This window comes from Actinomadura sp. WMMA1423 (assembly GCF_006547145.1).
GTDB lineage: Bacteria > Actinomycetota > Actinomycetes > Streptosporangiales > Streptosporangiaceae > Spirillospora.
On the sequence record NZ_CP041244.1, the window covers coordinates 918,497 to 936,301 of the forward strand.

The window sequence follows — 17,805 nt, forward strand, 5'->3', positions numbered from 1 at the left end:
TAATTAGTCCACGCTCTTTACGAAAGGCGGGACGATGCCCGAGAGCCTGGTCGCGGGCGTCGACTCCTCGACGCAGTCGACGAAGGCCGTGCTGTGCCGCGCCGAGGACGGCGCCGTGGTCGCGTCCGCGTCCGCCCCCCATCCGGACGGCACCGAATGCCATCCCGACCACTGGTGGGGCGCGCTGTCGCAGGTCCGCGAGCTGCTCGAACGCGCCGACGCGGTCGCCGTCGCCGCCCAGCAGCACGGCATGGTCGCGCTCGACGGCGCGGGCGAGGTGGTCCGGCCCGCCCTGCTGTGGAACGACACGCGCTCGGCGCCGCAGGCCCGCGCCCTCGTCGAGGAGCTCGGCGGCGCGAAGGCCTGGGCGGAGCGGACCGGCAGCGTGCCGCTCGCGTCGTTCACGGTGACCAAGCTGCGCTGGATGGCCGAGCACGAGCCGGACCGCGCGCGCCGCACCGAGCAGGTCATGCTCCCGCACGACTGGCTGACGCTGCGCCTCGGCGCCTCCGAACCGGTGACCGACCGGGGAGACGCGTCCGGCACCGGCTACTGGTCCCCCGCGACCGGCGCGTACCTGCCTGACCTGCTGCGCGCCGCGCTCGGCCGCGACGCCGCGACGCCCCGCGTCGCCGCCCCCGGCGAGCGCGTCGGCGAGACCCCCTGGGGCGCGGTGCTCGCCCCCGGCACCGGCGACAACATGGGCGCCGCGCTCGGGCTCGGCCTGGAGCCCGGAGACGCGGTCGTCTCGATCGGCACCTCCGGCACGGCGTTCGCGGTCGCCGACCGGCCCGCGGCCGACCCGGCCGGGCTGGTCGCCGGGTTCGCCGACGCGACCGGCCGGTTCCTCCCGCTCGTCTGCACGCTGAACGCCGCGCGGATCCTGTCGGCCGCCGCCGCGATGACAGGGGCCTCGCTGGACGAGCTGTCCGCGCTGGCCCTCGCCGCCGAACCGGGCGCGGGCGGCCTCACGCTGCTCCCCTACCTCGACGGCGAGCGCACCCCCGACCGCCCGGACGCCACCGGCGTGCTCGCGGGGCTCACCACGTCCAACGCGACGCGGGAGAACCTCGCGCGGGCCGCCGTCGAGGCGCTGCTGTGCTCGCTCGCCGACGCCGTCGACCATCTCGCCGCGCACGGCGCCCGGCCGCGCCGCGTCCTGCTGATCGGGGGCGGCGCCCGCGCCGAGGCCGTCCGGGCCCTCGCCCCCGCGATCTTCGGGACGCCCGTCACCGTCCCCGAGCCCGCCGAGTACGTCGCGCTCGGCGCCGCCCGCCAGGCGGCCTGGGCCCTCGCCGGCACCCCGGAACCGCCCGCCTGGCCGGCCCCGCCCGCGACCGAGCACACCGCCGACCGCACCGATTCCGGGGTCCGCGCACGCTACGCGGCACTGCGCGACAGCGCCCCGGAGATCTGAGGAGGAACCCATGAGCGACTACACCCCCGCGCCCGAGGACCGCTTCTCGTTCGGCGTCTGGACGGTCGGCTGGCAGGGCGTCGACGTGTTCGGCCCCGGCACGAGGCCGCCGATGCCCGCCGACCGCGCCGTCCGCAAGCTGGCCGAGATCGGCGCCTACGGCGTGAACTTCCACGACAACGACGTGTTCGACTTCGACGCCTCGCCCGCCGAACGCCAGGGCGCGATCGACGCGTTCCGCAAGGCCCTCGACGAGACGGGCCTCGTCGTCACCACCGCCACCACGAACCTGTTCGGCCATCCGATCTTCAAGGACGGCGCCTTCACCGCCAACGACCGCGAGGTCCGCCGGTTCGCGCTCCGCAAGGTCATGGACAACCTGGACCTGGCCGCCGAGTTGGGCGCCCGCACCTACGTGTGCTGGGGCGGGCGGGAGGGCGCCGAGTCCGGGGCCGCCAAGGACGTCCAGGCCGCGCTGGACCGCTACAAGGAGGCGTTCGACGTCCTCGGCGCCTACGTCGCCGACCAGGGCTACGACCTGCGCTTCGCGATCGAGCCGAAGCCGAACGAGCCGCGCGGCGACATCCTGCTGCCCACGATCGGCCACGCGCTCGCGTTCATCCAGACCCTGGAGCGCCCCGACACCGTCGGGCTGAACCCCGAGGTCGGGCACGAGGAGATGGCCGGGCTGAACTACGCGCACGGCCTCGCGCAGGCCCTGTGGCAGGGCAAGCTGTTCCACATCGACCTCAACGGCCAGCACGGCCCCCGCTACGACCAGGACCTGCGGTTCGGCGCCGGCAACGCGCGCGGCGCGTTCTGGGTCGTCGACCTGATCGACCGCAGCGACTACGACGGCCCGATCCACTTCGACTTCAAGCCGCCCCGCACCGAGGACGACGCGGGCGTGTGGGAATCGGCCGCCGCGTGCATGCGCAACTGGCTGATCCTGCGCGAGAAGGCCCGCGCGTTCCGCGCCGACCCCGACGTCCAGGACGCCCTGCGCCAGGCCAAGCTGGAAGAACTCGCCCAGCCCACCCTGGCCGACGGCGAGGACTGGCGCTCGGTCCGCGACGCCACCGCCGACGCCGACGCCCTCGGCGCCCGCCGCACCGCCTTCGAGCACCTCGACCAACTCGCCCTGGAACACCTGTACGGGGTGAGATAGCTGTGTCTGCCCGGGGGGGCGACCCCCTGGAACCCCCGTTGCGAGCCGGGCGATCCTCACGCCACTGTTGAGGATTTTGTGCCCGTGCGGGTTTGTGGGTGGCGCTGCGGTCGCCCGGCTCGGCGGGTCGGGCGACCTCCAGGCGCCTAGAGCGCCTTCCGGCCGCCCGACCCGCGGCCAGGGGGTGGGCTTCCTTCCGTGAGGGCTGAGCTTTCTTCCGTGAGGGCTGGGCTTTCTTCCGTGGTGGTTACGGGGTTGCCAGGGCCTCGGTGGGGGCGAGGCGGGCTGCTCGCAGGGCCGGGTAGAGGCCCGCTACGCCGCCGATGACCAGGGTGGCCAGGATGCCGCCGGCCATCGCCCACACCGGGACGACCGTCGGCCAGCCCTGGGCCACCGCGAAGACCGCTGTGACCACGACGCCCAGGGCCACGCCGCCGACCCCGCCGAGTGCCGCGAGGAGCTGCGACTCGGTGAGGAACTGCAGGCGGATCTGGCCGCGGGTCGCGCCGAGCGAGCGGCGCAGCCCGATCTCGGCCCGCCGCTCCAGAACCGAGATCACCATCGTGTTGGCGACGCCGACACCGCCGACCAGCAGCGCGACGCCGCCGAGTCCGAGGAGCAGGCCGGTGAACGTCCTGTCGGCGGCGTTCTGCGCGGACAGCGCGTCCGAGGGGCGGCTGACCTGGACCTCGTTGGGCGCCTGGGGGTTCACGGTCGCCGCCAGCCGGTCCCGCACGTTCACCACCGCGTCCTTGCGGGCCCGGGTGTAGACCGTGGTCGGGTGACCGTCGAAGGCGAGGTGCGCCGTCGCGGCCTCCCAGCCGACCATCGCGGCCGAGTCCAGCTCCGGTGCCAGCTGGTTCGGTTCGAGGACGCCGACCACGGTGAACCACTGGGAGCCGAGCCACACCTGGACGTTCGGCGTCGACACCCCGAGCCGGGCGGCGGCCTCCGCGCCGAGCACCACCGCCGGGTACCTGGCCGTGCCCGCGTTCAGCCACGCGCCGGCGGCCGTCGTGAGGCCGACGGTCTTCGGCAGGTCGAGGCGGGCCGCGAGGACGCTGATCCCGCCGCTCTCGCCTTCCGGGATGCGGTCGTTCCGGTAGACGCGGGTGTCGGCCAGCTTCGCCGTCGCCGAGGCCGACTCCACGTCCGGCATCCGGCCCACCATCCCGATCGACTCCGCCGGAAGCTTCGAGTCCTCGCCGAAGAAGTCGCGGCCGGGCGCCACGGTGAGCAAGTTGGTGCCGAGCCGGTCGAGGGTGGCCTGCAACTGGGCGCGGCTGGAGGTCGAGATGCCGACCACGCCGATCATCGCGGCGATCCCGATCGCGATGCCGAGCGCGGACAGGAACACCCGCATCGGCCGGGACCGCAGGCCCGCGCCGCCGACGCGCAGCACATCGCCCGGCCCCAGCCGCGGCGGACCCTCGCCGCGCGAAGCCGCCTTCACCGTGCCGCCGTTCACCGTGCCGCCTCCACCCTCGCGTCGTCGTGGACGATCCTGCCGTCGCGCATCCGCACCTGCCGTGGCAGCAGGGCGGCGATGTCCCGGTCGTGCGTGATGAGCACGACCGTCGTGCCGGCGCCGGACAGCTCCCGCAGCAGGTCCAGCACGCCCGCGCCGGACGCGGAGTCCAGCGCGCCGGTGGGCTCGTCCGCCAGCAGCAGCGCGGGCTCCCCCACCACGGCGCGGGCGATCGCGACCCGCTGCTTCTCGCCGCCGGACAGCTGGTGCGGCCGGTGGTCGAGCCGGTGCCCGAGCCCGACGCGCTCCAGCGCGCGGCGGGCCCTGCGGCGCCGCTGCGCCAGCGGCACGCCCCCGTACAGGAGCCCGTCCGCGACGTTGTCGAGCGCGCTCACGCCCGAGGCGAGGTGGAACTGCTGGAAGACGAAGCCGATCCGCCGGGCGCGCAGCGCCGACAGCCGCCGGTCGGGCAGCCGGGACACGTCCGTCCCCTCGACGAGGACCGTGCCCGCGCTCGGCCGGTCGAGCGTGCCCAGCAGGTGCAGCATCGTCGACTTCCCAGACCCCGACGGCCCGACGATCGCGACGAGCTCGCCCTCCTCGACGGTCAGCGACACCGCGTCCAGCGCGGTGACGCCGCCCGGGTAGGTCTTGGTGACCTCCCGCAGTTCGACGACCGGGCTCACGACGGCACTCCGACCTTCATCCCCTCGGACAGCCCCGATCCGGAGATCTCCACCTTGCCCCCGGTGAAGGCGCCGGTCTCGACCGGTACCGTCCGGACCCGCGTGCCATCCACGACCTGGACCGCGTAGCCGCCGTCCCCCTGCGCGAGCAGCGCTCCGACCGGCACGGCGAGGACGTCGGCGTGGCGGTTGGCGGTGAGACGCACCGTGACGGGCGCTTTGTCGTAGGACCCGATCGCCTTCCTGCCCGCGACCGCGATCCGTATCTCGACCGTCGCCGGCTGGTCGTCCTGCGCCTGCTTGGCGACCTTCCCCACCGAGGTGATCGTTCCCTTGGCGGTGCCGCCGGAGGGCAGCTCGACCTCCACCGCGCCGCCCTTCCTCACGAGCCGCCGGTACTCGATGTCCAGGTCGACGCTCACGACGCGGCTCGTGCCCGTGTAGGTGAGGACCGGCCCCCCGACGCGGTCGCCGACGCTCGCCTTGCGGTCGTCGACCCTGATCCGCCCCGGCGCGACGACGGCGGCGCCCGGCTCGATCCGGCCGGTCTCGGTCACACCGAGGTCGTCCTGCCAGCGCTTCACGGCGTCGGCGGTGGAGCCGTCGAAGGTCTTGTCGACGGTGAATCCGGTGTAGCCGAGTGCCCGCAGGTTCCGCTCGAACTGCAGGACGTCGACGCCTTCCGTTCCCTCGGCGAGGCGGCGGTACAGCGGCAGCGTTCCGTAGAGCAGCGGTACGGGCTTGTTGTCGACCCGGTACACCGACCTGCCCCTGGAGACCACCGCCCCCTCCCCGGCCAGCCAGGTGAGAGTGCCGTGCCCCGTGCTGGAGATGGTGCGGGTGCTGCCGTAGCCGAGCGTCCCGTCCACGTCCTGGGTCTCGACCAGGGTCGTCCGCTCGATCGACGCCGTCGCGGGCGGCGGCGAGCCGTGCTCGGCGGCGGGTTCGCCGCCGCCGAGACCGACCGTGGCGAGCCCGGTGCCGCCGGCCACGACCACTCCGGCCGCGCTCAGCACCATGGTGCGCTTCCTGGACACTAGCCCCTGCCAACCGTCACCGAGGGGCCCTCGCCGCCGTTCGGCGAGTACTTCGAGCACGCCTTCTGCGCCTTCTTGAACGTCTGGCTCTGCGGGTCGAGCCCGGTGCCCCCGCCCGCCTGGATCTTGACGCCGCCGTCGGGTTCGGGGTCGGGGAACTCGGTGATCCCGTTGTCCCGCATGCACTTGGCGAACGCGCGCATCTTGGCGAGGTCCTCGGGGCTGGCCTTCGGCGGCTTGCCGCCGTTCGGCATGAGGTGCGCGCACTTCTTCTGCGCCGCCTCGACCTTTCCGTTGAGCCTCGGCGCCTTGCCCGGGCCGCCCGGGCCGTCCTTCCCGGGCTGGGCGCTCGAGTGGATCTCCACCCGGCCGTCGTCGGACGGGTCCTTCATGTCCACCCCGTTGTCCCGCATGCACTGGGCGAACTTCCGCATCTTCTCCAGGTCGCCGGCCTTCTTGGCGGTGCCCGCCGGCTTCGCGTCCTTGTCCAGGACCCCGCAGCCAAGCGTGCCGAGCGCGAGGGCCGGGGCGAGCGCCAGCACCGCGAGCGTCTGTCGTCGCATCGGTCTGTCTCCTTGTCGACTCCGCCGGACGGAGCGCCGGCGGCGACCGCAAGTCCAGCCCCGGGCGGGTAACCCCGGCGTAACCGGATCGCGTTATGTCGGCGTTACGACCCCTCCCCGAGACTTGGGCGGCAGGGCGTTGTCGATCGAGGGCAGGGGACGGCAGAGGTGCGGGTACTGGTCGCCGAGGACGAGCGGATGCTCGCCGACTCGATCGCCGAGGGGCTCCGGGCGGAGGCCCTCGCGGTGGACGTGGTCTACGACGGGGACTCCGCGCTGGAGCGGCTCGGAGTGAACGACTACGACGTGCTCGTCCTGGATCGGGACCTGCCGGTCGTGCACGGAGACGACGTGTGCCGCGCGGTCGTGGAGTCCGGCGCGCTCGTCCGCGTGCTGATGCTCACCGCCGCCGTCACCGTGCCGGCCCGCGTCGACGGGCTGCGCCTCGGCGCCGACGACTACCTCACCAAGCCGTTCGCGTTCGAGGAGCTGGTGGCGCGGATCCTGGCGCTCGGCCGGCGGGCCCGCCCGGCGGCGCCGCCGGCGCTGGAGCGCGCCGGGATCCGGCTCGACCCGTCCCGCCAGGAGGTGTACCGCGACGGCCGGTACGTGCACCTGGCGCGCAAGGAGTTCGGGCTGCTGTCCGAGCTGCTGCGCGCGGACGGCACGATCGTGTCCGCCGAGCGCCTCCTGGAGAAGGTGTGGGACGAGCACACCGACCCGTTTACCAACACCGTCCGGGTGACGCTGATGAAGCTGCGCCGCAAGCTCGGCGATCCCCCGGTCATCGAGACCGTCCCGGGAGTGGGGTACCGGATCAAATGACCGCCACGAGAACCGCGGGGTTCGCCGACCGGCTGCGGCCGACGATCCGGCTGCGGCTGACGATCCTGTACACGGGCCTGTTCCTCGGCGCGGGCATCGTGCTGCTCGGCCTGACCTACATCCTCGTGCAGAACAACCTGCAGAAGCAGGGCGAGCCCGCGCAGGACCGCGTCTTCTCCCCGGCCCCCTCGGGGCGGGGACCGGTCCCGGTGCCCGGGGAGGAGACGCAGCTCACCGTGGCAGGGGTCCAGGGGGCCCTGATCAAGGGGCGCGAGGACTATCAGCGCGAGACGCTGAACGCGCTGCTCACCCAGGGCGGGATCGCGCTCGGGCTCGTGGGCGCGGCCGGGCTCGGCTTCGGCTGGCTGCTCGCCGACCGGGCGCTGCGCCCCGTGCACGCGATCACCGAGACGGCCCGGCGGGTGGCGCGCAGCCACGACCTCACCGAGCGGATCGCCTACGAGGGGCCGCGCGACGACGTGAAGGAACTGGCCGACACCTTCGACACCATGCTCGGACGGCTGGCCCGGGCGTTCGACGGGCAGCGCCGGTTCGTCGCGAACGCCTCCCACGAGCTGCGCACCCCCCTCGCCATCAACCGGACGCTGGTCGACGTGGCGGTGCGCCGCCCGGACGCGACCGACGACGTCAAGCGGCTCGGCGAGTCGCTGCTGGTCGTCAACGGCAGGCACGAGCGGCTCATCGACGGGCTGCTCACCCTCGCCGGGACCGAGAACGTCCTGGTCGACGCCGGGCCGCTCGACCTGGCGGACGTCGCGAGCCACGTCCTGCGGCAGGCCGCCCTCGAGGCGCGGACCCGCGGCCTCACCACCGACCGGCTGCTCGGTCCGGCCCCCACCTCGGGCGACCCGGTGCTGGTGGAACGGCTCGTGCAGAACCTGGTCGAGAACGCGATCCGGCACAACCGCGACGGCGGCGAGGTGCACGTCGCCACCCGCGGCCGGGACGGCCGGGCGGAGCTCGTCGTCACCAACACCGGTCCCGTCGTCCCCGCCTACGAGGTCGAGACGATCTTCGAGCCGTTCCGGCGGCTCGGCAACGACCGGGTGCGCTCCGACCGGGGCTCGGGGCTCGGGCTGTCGATCGTCCGGGCGACCGCGACGGCCCACGGCGGCACCGTGACCGCGGCGCCGCGCCCGGAAGGCGGCCTGGTCGTGACCGTACGCCTGCCCGCCAGGGCGGACGGAGCGCCCGGGCCCGCCCCCGCCGGAGAGACCTCCTCATCGGCCCCCGGCTGAGGCGGCCTCCTTGACCTGGGTGGGCCGTTCCGGTCGCAGCGCGGACACGGTCAGGGCGACCGCCGTCCCGATGAGCGCCCACCCTGCCAGCACCCACAGCGGCTGCGCCGTGGCGTTGCCGGAGAAGTAGACGGTGTTGCGGACCGCCGTCGTGGCCGCGCCCGTCGGCAGCCATTCGCCGATCGCGCTCCAGAACGGGGGCAGCAGGGCGGCCGGGTAGGCGCCGCCCGCGCTGGGGTTGCCGAGCACGACGAACAGCAGGATCGCCAGGCCGATCCCGAGCCGCCCGAACAGCGTCTGCAACGCGGCGGTGGAGGCCGCCGCGGCGAAGACCACGAGCGCCCCGATCCCCCACACCTGGAAGAAGTGGCCGGGCAGCGCGCCGAGGAGCGGGCCCGCGATGAGGGCGCCGCCGAGCCCCGAGACGACCGCGTACAGGGCGAGCGCCCCCAGCCGGATGACGTTGCGGCGCCGGTTCGCCGGCCGGGCGCCGCCCGCGAAGCCGAGGATCGCCGCCGCCAGGTACCCGCCCACGATCCAGCCGATGACCAGGTAGAACGACGACAGGCCGCGGCCGTCCTCGGGGTCGGGCGGCCTGATGTCGACGACCCTGACCTGCCGGCCGCGGGCGGTCTCGAAGCGGTTGGCGATGTCGGTGGCGGTGCCCGCGAGCGCCGGTCCGGCGGCCGACGCGACGAGCACCGTGTCGGTGCCTCCCCGCGGCTCCACGATGATCGCCGCGTCGATGTCCCGGCGCAGGATCTCCCGGCGGGCCTGCTGCGCGTCGGCGGCCGTGCGGGCCTTCAGCGGCGCTCCCTCCAGCGCGTTCACCTGCCCGGCGACCTGTTCCGCCACCCCGGGCGGCGCGACCACCGCGACGGGGATGCGGTGCGGCGACGGTGAGTGGAACGCGCCGATGTAGGACAGGATGAACCCGAACTGCAGCAGCAGGACCCCGGTGACCAGGGTGACCCCGCGCAGCGTCACCGCGTCGCGGAATTCGGCCGCGAACCCGCGGTCGGGCGGACGCGGGCCGGGCGCGCGAGTGCTCATGCCGGTCGTCTACCCATTCGGCGCCCCCGCTAGCTGCGGAAACACCGGTCCGGGCACCGAAGGAGGCAACGCGTCCGGATGCGGGGCCCGGGACCTGAAACCCGGGCCCGATCAAGGTAGCGTCGGACCAATGACCAGTGCTGAACTGCTCACGGACGCGTTCGACCGGATCCAGCAGGTCGTCCACCGGGCGGTCGGGGGCCTCAGCGGGCCGCGGCTCGCCCACCGGCCCTCCGAGGGCGCCAACTCGATCGCTTGGCTCGTCTGGCATCTCACCCGCATCCAGGACGACCACGTCGCAGGGGTCGCCGGCACCGCCCAGGCATGGACGGAGGACGGCTGGGCCGACCGGTTCGGGCTGCCGTTCGACGCGGCCGACACCGGGTACGGCCACGGCCCGGACGACGTCGCCGCCGTCCGGGTGGACTCGGCGGACCTGCTGACGGGCTATCACGACGCCGTGCACGACAGGACGGTGCGTTACGTGGCCGCGCTGACCGACGCCGACCTGCCCCGTGTCGTCGACCGGGCGTGGGATCCGCCGGTCACGCTGGCGGTGCGGCTGGTCAGCGTGATCTCTGACGACCTCCAGCACGCGGGACAGGCGGCCTACGTCCGCGGCCTGCTCGACGGCGCCTGACCGCCGGCCCGCCGGCCCGCGGGCGGGGCCGCGGGGGCGATCTCGGAGATCAGCCGCGACCAGCGGGGGCCGATGAGGTCCAGGTGGTGGGCCCGCACGGTGCGCAGGGCCGCCTCGCCCAGCCGGTCCCGCAGGCCCGGGTCCGCGATCGCCCGGCGGAGCGCCGCCGTCAGGGCGTCCACGTCCCCGGCGGGGACGAGCAGCCCGTCGCGGCCGGGGGTGATCATCTCGGCCGGCCCGACGGGGCAGTCGAACGCCACGACCGCGAGGCCCATGCCCATGGCCTCGATGACGACCATGGGCATGCCCTCGCGGCGCGACGACAGGGCGTACACCGACGCCCGCTCCATCTCCGCGTGCAGGTGGGGGGTGCGCGGGCGCAGCTCAACCCGCCCGCCGAGGCCGAGGTCGCCGATCAGCGACCGGAGCCGGTCGCGCCGCGGGCCGCCGCCGAACACGCGCAGCCTCCAGTCCGGGTGGTCGGCGGCGATCGGCGCGTAGGCGCGCAGGAGCAGGTCGAAGCCCTTGGTGCGGACGAGCCGTCCGGCGGCCAGGACGACCTTGTGCTCCCGCCGGGACGGCCGGTCCGGCAGCGCGGGCGCGGCGTTCGGGATGCGCACGACGCGCGCGGCGGACCCCGCGAGCGCGGCCTCGTACTCGCCGCGCGCCGCCTCGGTGAGCGCGGTGACGACCGTGAGCCTGCGGTACGCGCGCCGGATCTGCCTCCGGAGGGCGGGGCAGTACGCTCCGAGGTGCATGTGGTCCTGGCCGATCGTCGCGGTCCCGGCCGGTGCCAGCTCGGCCGCCAGCAGGTTGAGCGAGGGCCTGGTCCCGATCAGCACGTCGGGCGGCGCCCCCGGCGGCAGCGCGCGCCGCAGCAGGCACACGTCCGTCCACAGGGTCATGTGGCGGAACGACGCCTCGTCCGCCGGTGTCAGCAGGCTCGGGAACCTGGCCAGGGCCCGGGCCACCCGCCCCTGGGGCGCGAGGCGGTCGTCGGCGTAGGTGACCGTCGCGCCGGCGGGAAGGGGGAAGAACGGCTTCCGGCTCCGCCTCAGCACGCTGACGATCTCGACGTCGTGGTCGCGGGCCAGGTGGCCGCACAGGTTCAGCACCGTGCGGATCGTCCCGCCCGTCCCGTGCGCGTTCTGGAGCAGCACGCGCACGCGGAGCCGCTCACCCGGCCGCGGGACGCGCCGCCGCAGCAGCAGGGGGCGCAGCGTCCAGAGCGCCGCGCGGCGCAGGACGCGGTGCGCCCGGCGCCGCACGCGGCGCCGCAGCCGCAGCGGACGCGCGGACTCCTCCACCGTGCCCCCGATCTCCGATGACCGTGCCCGGCCCGTTCCCGCGGCGGGGCACGGTCATGGTCATCCGGTGGTCACGGTTCGGTTGAGGGCGCCGCCCTTCACCCACCTGTCCCACGACATCTGGTAGTAGCTCCAGCCGTTGAGCGGCTCGAGCCTCCGCTTGGTGCCGGTGATGATCACCGGGTCGCCGCGGTAGGACCACTCGTAGAACCAGCGGGCCTGGGCGGGCGGGGAGTTGAGGCAGCCGTGGCTGACGTTCTGGCGGCCCTGCGCCCACACGGTGGCGGCCATCGAATGGATGTACTCGCCGCTGTTGGAGATCCGCACCGCGTGCGGGATGACCTCCTTGTAGCCGCCGTTCTTCTTGTCCTTCGGGTCGACGCCCATCCACTCCGACGTCATGATCGCCGGATTCTCCTTGCCCATGGTCAGGTGGATGCCGCTGGTGGTGAGGTAGGTGTCGACGCCGTTGACGACGCGGCCGCCCTTGCCCGCGCTGATCCCCCAGCCGCGGATCTTCTTGCCGTTCTTCTTGACCACGAGCTTGTGCGTCTTGGTACTGACGGTGATCATGTGCGAGTCGCCGATGCGGAACTGGCGGGTGAAGTCCGACACTCCGTAGGTCTTCTTGCCCGACTTCACGCCGGCCAGCTTGGCCGTCAGCATCACCTTCTGGTTGGGCGCCCACCACGTGCCGTTCTTCGTACGGAAGATCACCGTGGTGTCGTTCATCCAGTACCAGGCGCCGGTGGCGGGCGTCGTCGACTTGACCTCGAGGGCCTGCTCGACGGCCTTCTTGTCGCCGACCGGCCGGTTGAAGACCACCTGGATCGGCATGCCGACGCCGACCTTCTCGTTCTTGCTCGGGGTGACGTCGACGATGCTCAGCTGGTTCGCCGCCTTCTGCGTGGCGAACGCGGCGTTGACCGTGGCCGTCTTGCCCTTGGGGCTCTTGGCGACCGCCGTGACCTGGTACCTGGCACCGGGGCGCAGGGTCCGCGACTTCCAGCTGGTCTTGTCGGCGGCCATCGCGCCGTCCACCGGCTTGCCCTTGAGCGTGACCGTGACCTGTTCAAGCGTCCCGCCCGCGGCGGTGACGACGACGCCGTCCTCCGGTTTGGCCTTGGTGTTCCCGTTGCCCGGGTTGATCGTCACCTGGGGGACGCTCGCGTCCCCCTTCTCTCCGACGGTGACGCCGGAGTCCTTCTCTCCGCCGCTGCAGGCCGTCGTGAGGAGGAGCACAGCCCCAGCCATTCCCGCGCCCGCCCGAACTCCTGCGGAAAACCTCCGCTGCACCTCTGACCTCCAGAACCCCGCCGTGTACCACAGCGACATTAGCGACAAAATCCGACGATCATGCCATGTCTCAGGGTTTTCGCAGGGGCCCGAGATCAAAGCGTTGCACGGCGGCCGGGGGCGGGCGGTGCCTCCCGGCCCCCGGCGGCCGCCTCAACGCAGGGCGCTTCCCTGCCGCCACTTGTCGAACGACAGCTGCCACACGCTCCAGCCGTTGTCCCACTCGACCTCGCGGTCGGTCCCCTTCAGGTCGATGACGTCGCCGCGCTGCATGATGTCGTAGAACCACTTCGCGCTGGCCGGGCTGACGTTCAGGCAGCCGTGGCTGACGTTCGCCGACCCCTGGGAGCCGACCGACCAGGGCGCCGCGTGCACGTACTCGCCGCTGTTGGAGAAGCGGACCGCGTAGTTGACGACCGTCTTGTAGTAGCCGGGGTCGCCCTCCTGCCGCCCGGGGGAGGTCATCGTGACCGGGTTGCCCTTCTCCATCAGCAGGTGGACGCCGCTGGTGGTGGTGAACTCCCGCGTCTCGCCGTTGCCGGCGCTGAACGGGACGGTGCGCAGCTTCTTGCCGTCCCGCGTCACCGTCATGTGGTGGTCGCCGATGTCGCCGGTGGTGATCTGCGCGGCGCCGATGCTGATGGTCGCCTTGGCGTCCTTGGCCCCGTAGACGCCGCCGCCCGCGTTCACCCCGGCGAGGTCGGCCTGGAAGCGGACCGTCTGGTGCGGCTGCCAGTACGTCTTCGTCCGGTAGACGACCTGGTCGGATCCGATCCACCGCCACGCGCCCTCGACCGGCTTGTCCGGGGTGACGTGCAGGGTGCGCTCCACGGCCGCCTTGTCGGTCACCGGCCGGTCGAACCGGACGAAGATCGGCATGCCGACGCCGACCTTCTCCCCGCCGAGGTTCGGGGTGACGTCCGCGATCGACAGCGTCTCGGCGGGCTTCAGCGTCGTGAAGGCGCTGGTGGCGGTGCGGGTCTTGCCGCCCCCGCCGGCCTGCGCGGTGACGGTGTAGGTGGTCCCGGGCGTCAGGGTCCGGCTGGACCGCCACGTCCTGCGGCCGTCGCCGTACCTGCCGGTGACGGCGGCGCCCGCGCCCTGGACGGTGACGTTCTGCAGCTTCGCACCGGAGGCCTTGACCTCGATCGTCCCGTCCGGCTTGACCTGCGCGGTCCCGTTCGCCGGCGTGATCGTCACGGTCGTGTCCGACCCGCCCGAGGCGAGACTGCCCTCGCCACCGATCGAGCAGCCGGTCACGAGCAGCGCGAGCGCTCCCGTCCCGACCGCCGCCACAGGCCCCAGCCGACCCTTTGTCGCCACTGACTCCCCCAACCCCATGAGTTCACCCCGTGCAGGTGAAATCTATCTAAGGATGGAGACGCCTCAGAGCGGGCCCGGGTTCGGAGATCAGCGAAGATTCGCTGGCCAGACGGGGGCGAGGGGGGTCAAAGGGGGCAGCGGACCGGTCAGCTGCCGGGCACGAGCGCGGGCATGGCCAGGGGCTCGCCGTTGATCCGGCGCACGAGGCGCTTGAAGCCCCAGACGGAGACGGCGATGCCGATGGCGCCGAGGCCCGCGACGATGCCGGTGCGGATCCACAGGTACATGCTGATCGACTCGTTGAAGAGCATCCAGAGGCTGACGCCCACGTTCGTGAGCAGCACCGCCGACCACAGGAGCGAGATGCGCAGGAAGAACCGGTGGACCCGGGCGTGCTCGTAGAACGCGTCGGGGATCGGCGCCATGTCCTTGGCCAGTTTCATGGCGAGCGGCCGCCGCAGCGGCACCGAGGCGAGGAAGGCCATGCTGACCGCGAGCGTGCCCAGGGTCGGCTGGAGGAAGTAGACGACGGCGCTGTGGGTGGCGGCGGCGAGCCCCGCGCGGACGGTCACGCCGACCGCGGCGAGCATCAGCATCCCCGAGACCGGGTGCCCGCGCAGGTACCGGTAGGCGATCCCGCCGTACACCCAGGCGACGGCGGCGACGAGCGCGCCGTTCAGGCCGAGGAGCACGAGCGCGGCGTAGAACACCGCGACGGGGGCGATGACCCCCTCGACGAACCGCGGGAGCGCGTGCATCAGCAGGGCGGTCACCCGCGGGAGTTCGAAGATGTGGTGGCCGCTCGCGTGCCCCTCGCCGTCCTGCGGCTGGGGGGCCCGCACGAGGCCCGGCGGTTCCGCGGGCATGGTCGCCGGTCGTTCCATAGAGCGCTGCGCTCCCCGATCGGTGTACATGGACTCGGATGTGCTCACGATTCGCCCCACCGTACGTGATGATCCGCGCACGTCCGTCCCATTTCGACGGATTCGTACTGCGCCGGTTTTCCCTCCTTAGTTCGGCTCCGATCCCCGCGCGGTGCGGGTCACGGCCGGATGCGGCCAGATCGGAACCCTGCCTCCCTCGGCTTATTTCCGAGTTTCGGCAGACGTCACGAGGGACTTCTTCCGGGTATCCCCAAAGCCTTTTCAGGACTCGGGCGCGGTGGGCTGCACGTCTCTCGCGGCCGCGTAGATCGCCCGTAGCGTGACCGCCACCGACGGCCTGCGCACGCTCGCGGTGCGGGTGACGGCGTAGACCTCCCGGGCCAGCGTGCATTCGGGGATGCGCCGGACCGCCACCCCCTGGTCGCCGGCGGCGAGCGCCAGCGCCGGCACCGCGGTGATGCCGATGCCGCGCGCCACGAGGCTCAGGATCGTGTGGAGGCCTTCGAACTCCCAGGGTACAGGGCGGGCACCTCCGACGGTGTCGAGAAGCCGCTCGACGGCCTGCCGCGACGGCTCCCCCGGCGGCGCCGCCATCCACGGCTCCTCCCGCAGCTGCTGCAGGTCGACCGGCCGGTCCGGCCGGGACATGGGGTGGGTGTCCGGGACGACCAGGACGAGGGGGTCGCGGCGCAGGTGGAAGAACTCCAGCGCGGCGGGCGACCGGTCGGGCACCTTGCCCGTCCAGTCGTCGATCAGCGCGATGTCGACCTCTCCGTTCTGCACCTGGCGGATGCCGGCGCCGGGCGCGGTCTGCCGCAGCACGAACGTGAGCCCGGGATGGTCGCCGAGGCTGTGCGCGAGCGCGGGGGCGAACGCGACGGCCGCCGTCGGGAACGCGGTGACCACGACCCGGCCCATGGGGGCTCCGGCCTGGGCCGACAGCTCCGCCTCGGCCGTCTCCACGAGGCCGAGGATCTCCTCGGCGCGCTCGGCGAGCCGGCGCCCGGCGTCGGTCAGCTCCGCGCTGCGGGCCGTCCGGTCCAGCAGCGGGACGCGGGCCTCCCGCTCGAGGGCGGCGAGCTGCTGGGAGACCGCCGAGGGCGTGTACCCGAGGGCCGCGGCGGTGGCCGCGATACTGCCGCGGCGGGCGAACTCGGCGAGCAACCGCAGGCGGCGCACTTCTAGCATCAGCCCATCTTACGGTCACCATCGGTGAGACTCGCTTGTAATGATGCTAAATGCGGGCAAGAGTTAGTCGAACCCGGCCGGGTCGTACACACGGGGATTCCACGGTCACCCACCGTGCTTCAGCCATGCCCTCTTTGGAGTCTTCATGCCTGCCCAGAACCGCTCCGCCGTCCGGCCGCTGTCGTTCGAGCCGCGCCCGGTCCCTCTGTCCGCCACGCTCGCGGTCAACGAGGCCATAGCCCGCAAGCGCAGGCGGGGCGAACGCGTGCTCCCCCTCGGTTTCGGGGAGGCCGGGATCCCCATACATCCCGCCCTGACCCGCGAGCTCGGCGCCGCCGCGGGACGGGGCGGCTACGGGCCGGTCGCCGGGTCCGCCGCGCTGCGCGCCGCCGCGGCCGGGTACTGGGCCCGGCGCGGGCTGCCCACCGACCCGGCCACGGTCGTCGCCGGCCCCGGCAGCAAGCCGCTGCTGTTCGCCCTGCTGACCGCGCTCGGCGGCGACGTCGCCGTGGCGGCCCCGAGCTGGGTGAGCTACGCGGCGCAGGCGTCGCTGGCGGGGGTGGAGCCGATCCGCGTCGCGACCCCGCCGGGCGAGGGCGGGGTCCCGAGCCCGGCGCTGCTGGCCGACGCGGTGGTGCGGGCCCGCGCCCGGGGCCGCGACGTGCGGGCCGTCGTGGTGACGCTCCCGGACAACCCGACGGGGACCATCGCGTCCGAGGCCACCGTCCGGCGGCTGTGCGCGGTCGCGCGCGAGCAGGACCTGGTCGTCGTCTCCGACGAGATCTACCGCGACCTCGTGCACGCGCCCGGCGGGACGGTTCCGAGCCCGGCGCGGTACGCGCCGGAGCGGACCGTCGTGACGACCGCGCTGAGCAAGAGCCTGGCGGCCGGCGGCTGGCGGATCGGGGTGGCGCGGATGCCGGAGGGGCCGTTCGGCCGCGCGTTGCGCGACAGCATGCTCGGGGTGGCCAGCGAGATCTGGTCCAGCGCCCCAGCCCCCATGCAGCACGCCGCCGCGTTCGCGTTCGCCGAGCCCCCCGAGCTGGTCGAGCACGTCGACCGCAGCAGGCGCCTGCACGCCGCGGTCACCGGCGCGGTGGCCGACCGGTTCGCCGCGGCCGGCGCGCGGGTCACGCGTCCGGAAGCGGCCTTCTACGTCTATCCCGACTTCGGCCCGATGAGGGACGCGCTGGAGGCCGGCCACGGCGTCCGCACGAGCGCCGATCTCACCCGCCTCCTTCTGGAGCGCTACGGAGTGGGCGTCCTGCCGGGGAGCTCCTTCGGGGACGCCCCCGCGGCGCTGCGCATGCGGGTGGCGCCGAGCCTGCTCTACGGAGAGGACGACGAGCAGCGCCTGGCCGCGCTGGCCTCCCCCTCCCCGGCCTCCCTCCCGTGGATCGCGAGTGCCCTGGACCGGCTCAGCGAAGTGCTCGACGACCTCTCCTCCGCCGTCACGGAGAGTGAACCCGCGCTCGCCTGAGGGGGACGAGGGTCCGCGGGCCGCCCGCCGAAGGGCGGCCCGCGGACCCCTGCGTGAGGCGCCGGGCGCGCACCGTCACGGTGCCGGAACCGGCCGGTCGAAGGATCTGCTCCCGGCCCGACCGGCGCGTATAAGCGTGGTGTAAGGTCCAACGACGCACGGGGCGAACGTCGCGAATCGACCGGCGACAGGCCATCGGGAGTCCTGTCCG

The 17,805-nt window shown here is 73.5% G+C and carries 16 protein-coding genes; 6 read left to right on the forward strand and 10 right to left on the reverse strand.

Annotated elements, in window-relative coordinates; all coding sequences use genetic code 11:
* Window positions 1–34 precede the first annotated feature (34 nt).
* Both xylB and xylA read left to right on the forward strand, forming a co-directional pair.
* Window positions 35–1,417, forward strand: a complete 1,383-nt coding sequence (xylB, locus tag FKD65_RS04625; protein ID WP_141576306.1) for a xylulokinase — start codon at window positions 35–37, stop codon at window positions 1,415–1,417.
* 10 nt (window positions 1,418–1,427) lie between these two features.
* Window positions 1,428–2,585, forward strand: a complete 1,158-nt coding sequence (gene xylA, locus FKD65_RS04630; RefSeq protein ID WP_141576307.1) for a xylose isomerase — start codon at window positions 1,428–1,430, stop codon at window positions 2,583–2,585.
* 247 nt (window positions 2,586–2,832) lie between these two features.
* Here the strand turns inward: xylA and FKD65_RS04635 are convergent, their stop codons facing one another.
* Genes FKD65_RS04635 through FKD65_RS04650 form a run of 4 tightly spaced genes read right to left on the reverse strand, consistent with a single transcriptional unit; the run spans window position 2,833 to window position 6,339 of the window.
* The gene (locus FKD65_RS04635; protein WP_240809965.1) at window positions 2,833–4,053 is read right to left on the reverse strand and encodes an ABC transporter permease; all 1,221 of its coding nucleotides are present in this window, start codon (window positions 4,051–4,053) and stop codon (window positions 2,833–2,835) included.
* Complete coding sequence (locus FKD65_RS04640) at window positions 4,050–4,739, reverse strand: ABC transporter ATP-binding protein (protein WP_141576308.1); 690 nt, start codon at window positions 4,737–4,739, stop codon at window positions 4,050–4,052. Before FKD65_RS04640 ends, FKD65_RS04635 begins: the two co-directional genes overlap by 4 nt.
* Window positions 4,736–5,758, reverse strand: coding sequence for an efflux RND transporter periplasmic adaptor subunit (locus FKD65_RS04645; RefSeq protein WP_141576309.1), 1,023 nt, complete (start codon window positions 5,756–5,758; stop codon window positions 4,736–4,738). Before FKD65_RS04645 ends, FKD65_RS04640 begins: the two co-directional genes overlap by 4 nt.
* Before the next feature lie 17 nt (window positions 5,759–5,775).
* Window positions 5,776–6,339 carry a hypothetical protein gene (locus FKD65_RS04650; protein WP_141576310.1) on the reverse strand — a complete coding sequence of 188 codons (564 nt, stop codon included), beginning with the start codon at window positions 6,337–6,339 and terminating at the stop codon, window positions 5,776–5,778.
* A gap of 168 nt (window positions 6,340–6,507) precedes the next feature.
* Here FKD65_RS04650 and FKD65_RS04655 point away from each other — a divergent pair, with 168 nt between their 5' ends.
* Together FKD65_RS04655 and FKD65_RS04660 are read left to right on the forward strand one after the other, a co-directional pair.
* Window positions 6,508–7,164: a response regulator transcription factor gene (locus FKD65_RS04655; protein WP_141576311.1), complete on the forward strand. Its 657-nt coding sequence runs from the start codon at window positions 6,508–6,510 to the stop codon at window positions 7,162–7,164.
* Entirely contained in the window at window positions 7,161–8,423 is a 1,263-nt protein-coding gene (locus tag FKD65_RS04660; RefSeq protein ID WP_141576312.1) for a cell wall metabolism sensor histidine kinase WalK, read from the forward strand. The genes FKD65_RS04655 and FKD65_RS04660 overlap by 4 nt, the downstream gene beginning before the upstream one ends.
* Here FKD65_RS04660 and FKD65_RS04665 read toward each other — a convergent pair.
* Window positions 8,406–9,476 (reverse strand): DUF3533 domain-containing protein, encoded by a 1,071-nt coding sequence (locus FKD65_RS04665; RefSeq protein ID WP_141576313.1) that lies wholly within the window; start codon window positions 9,474–9,476, stop codon window positions 8,406–8,408. The genes FKD65_RS04660 and FKD65_RS04665 overlap by 18 nt on opposite strands.
* A gap of 130 nt (window positions 9,477–9,606) precedes the next feature.
* On the opposite strand from FKD65_RS04665, the gene FKD65_RS04670 reads away from it, so the two are divergent.
* Window positions 9,607–10,116, forward strand: a complete 510-nt coding sequence (locus FKD65_RS04670; RefSeq protein WP_141576314.1) for a DUF664 domain-containing protein — start codon at window positions 9,607–9,609, stop codon at window positions 10,114–10,116.
* Here FKD65_RS04670 and FKD65_RS04675 read toward each other — a convergent pair.
* From FKD65_RS04675 to FKD65_RS04695, 5 genes are all read right to left on the reverse strand, one after another.
* Window positions 10,086–11,423 carry a glycosyltransferase family 4 protein gene (locus tag FKD65_RS04675; RefSeq protein WP_240809966.1) on the reverse strand — a complete coding sequence of 446 codons (1,338 nt, stop codon included), beginning with the start codon at window positions 11,421–11,423 and terminating at the stop codon, window positions 10,086–10,088. The genes FKD65_RS04670 and FKD65_RS04675 overlap by 31 nt on opposite strands.
* A 60-nt stretch (window positions 11,424–11,483) precedes the next feature.
* Window positions 11,484–12,677, reverse strand: a complete 1,194-nt coding sequence (locus FKD65_RS04680; protein WP_141576316.1) for an Ig-like domain-containing protein — start codon at window positions 12,675–12,677, stop codon at window positions 11,484–11,486.
* A 195-nt stretch (window positions 12,678–12,872) separates the two neighbouring features.
* The gene (locus tag FKD65_RS04685; protein WP_141576317.1) at window positions 12,873–14,042 is read right to left on the reverse strand and encodes an Ig-like domain-containing protein; all 1,170 of its coding nucleotides are present in this window, start codon (window positions 14,040–14,042) and stop codon (window positions 12,873–12,875) included.
* A 146-nt stretch (window positions 14,043–14,188) separates the two neighbouring features.
* On the reverse strand, window positions 14,189–14,926 hold the full coding sequence (locus FKD65_RS04690; protein WP_240809967.1) for a DUF3159 domain-containing protein: 738 nt from the start codon (window positions 14,924–14,926) through the stop codon (window positions 14,189–14,191).
* A gap of 261 nt (window positions 14,927–15,187) precedes the next feature.
* Window positions 15,188–16,114: a LysR family transcriptional regulator gene (locus FKD65_RS04695; RefSeq protein ID WP_141576318.1), complete on the reverse strand. Its 927-nt coding sequence runs from the start codon at window positions 16,112–16,114 to the stop codon at window positions 15,188–15,190.
* Between the two features lie 145 nt (window positions 16,115–16,259).
* Here FKD65_RS04695 and FKD65_RS04700 point away from each other — a divergent pair, with 145 nt between their 5' ends.
* Window positions 16,260–17,594, forward strand: a complete 1,335-nt coding sequence (locus FKD65_RS04700; protein WP_141576319.1) for a pyridoxal phosphate-dependent aminotransferase — start codon at window positions 16,260–16,262, stop codon at window positions 17,592–17,594.
* Window positions 17,595–17,805: the final 211 nt, after the last annotated feature.

Coding starts and splice junctions, on each gene's coding strand:
- xylB (WP_141576306.1), top strand. CDS start 35: ATGCCCGAGAGCCTGGTCGCGGGCGTCGACTCCTCGACGCAGTCGACG.
- xylA (WP_141576307.1), top strand. CDS start 1,428: ATGAGCGACTACACCCCCGCGCCCGAGGACCGCTTCTCGTTCGGCGTC.
- FKD65_RS04645 (WP_141576309.1), bottom strand. CDS start 5,758: ATGGTGCTGAGCGCGGCCGGAGTGGTCGTGGCCGGCGGCACCGGGCTC.
- FKD65_RS04650 (WP_141576310.1), bottom strand. CDS start 6,339: ATGCGACGACAGACGCTCGCGGTGCTGGCGCTCGCCCCGGCCCTCGCG.
- FKD65_RS04660 (WP_141576312.1), top strand. CDS start 7,161: ATGACCGCCACGAGAACCGCGGGGTTCGCCGACCGGCTGCGGCCGACG.
- FKD65_RS04665 (WP_141576313.1), bottom strand. CDS start 9,476: ATGAGCACTCGCGCGCCCGGCCCGCGTCCGCCCGACCGCGGGTTCGCG.
- FKD65_RS04670 (WP_141576314.1), top strand. CDS start 9,607: ATGACCAGTGCTGAACTGCTCACGGACGCGTTCGACCGGATCCAGCAG.
- FKD65_RS04680 (WP_141576316.1), bottom strand. CDS start 12,677: ATGGCTGGGGCTGTGCTCCTCCTCACGACGGCCTGCAGCGGCGGAGAG.
- FKD65_RS04690 (WP_240809967.1), bottom strand. CDS start 14,926: ATGGAACGACCGGCGACCATGCCCGCGGAACCGCCGGGCCTCGTGCGG.
- FKD65_RS04695 (WP_141576318.1), bottom strand. CDS start 16,114: ATGCTAGAAGTGCGCCGCCTGCGGTTGCTCGCCGAGTTCGCCCGCCGC.
- FKD65_RS04700 (WP_141576319.1), top strand. CDS start 16,260: ATGCCTGCCCAGAACCGCTCCGCCGTCCGGCCGCTGTCGTTCGAGCCG.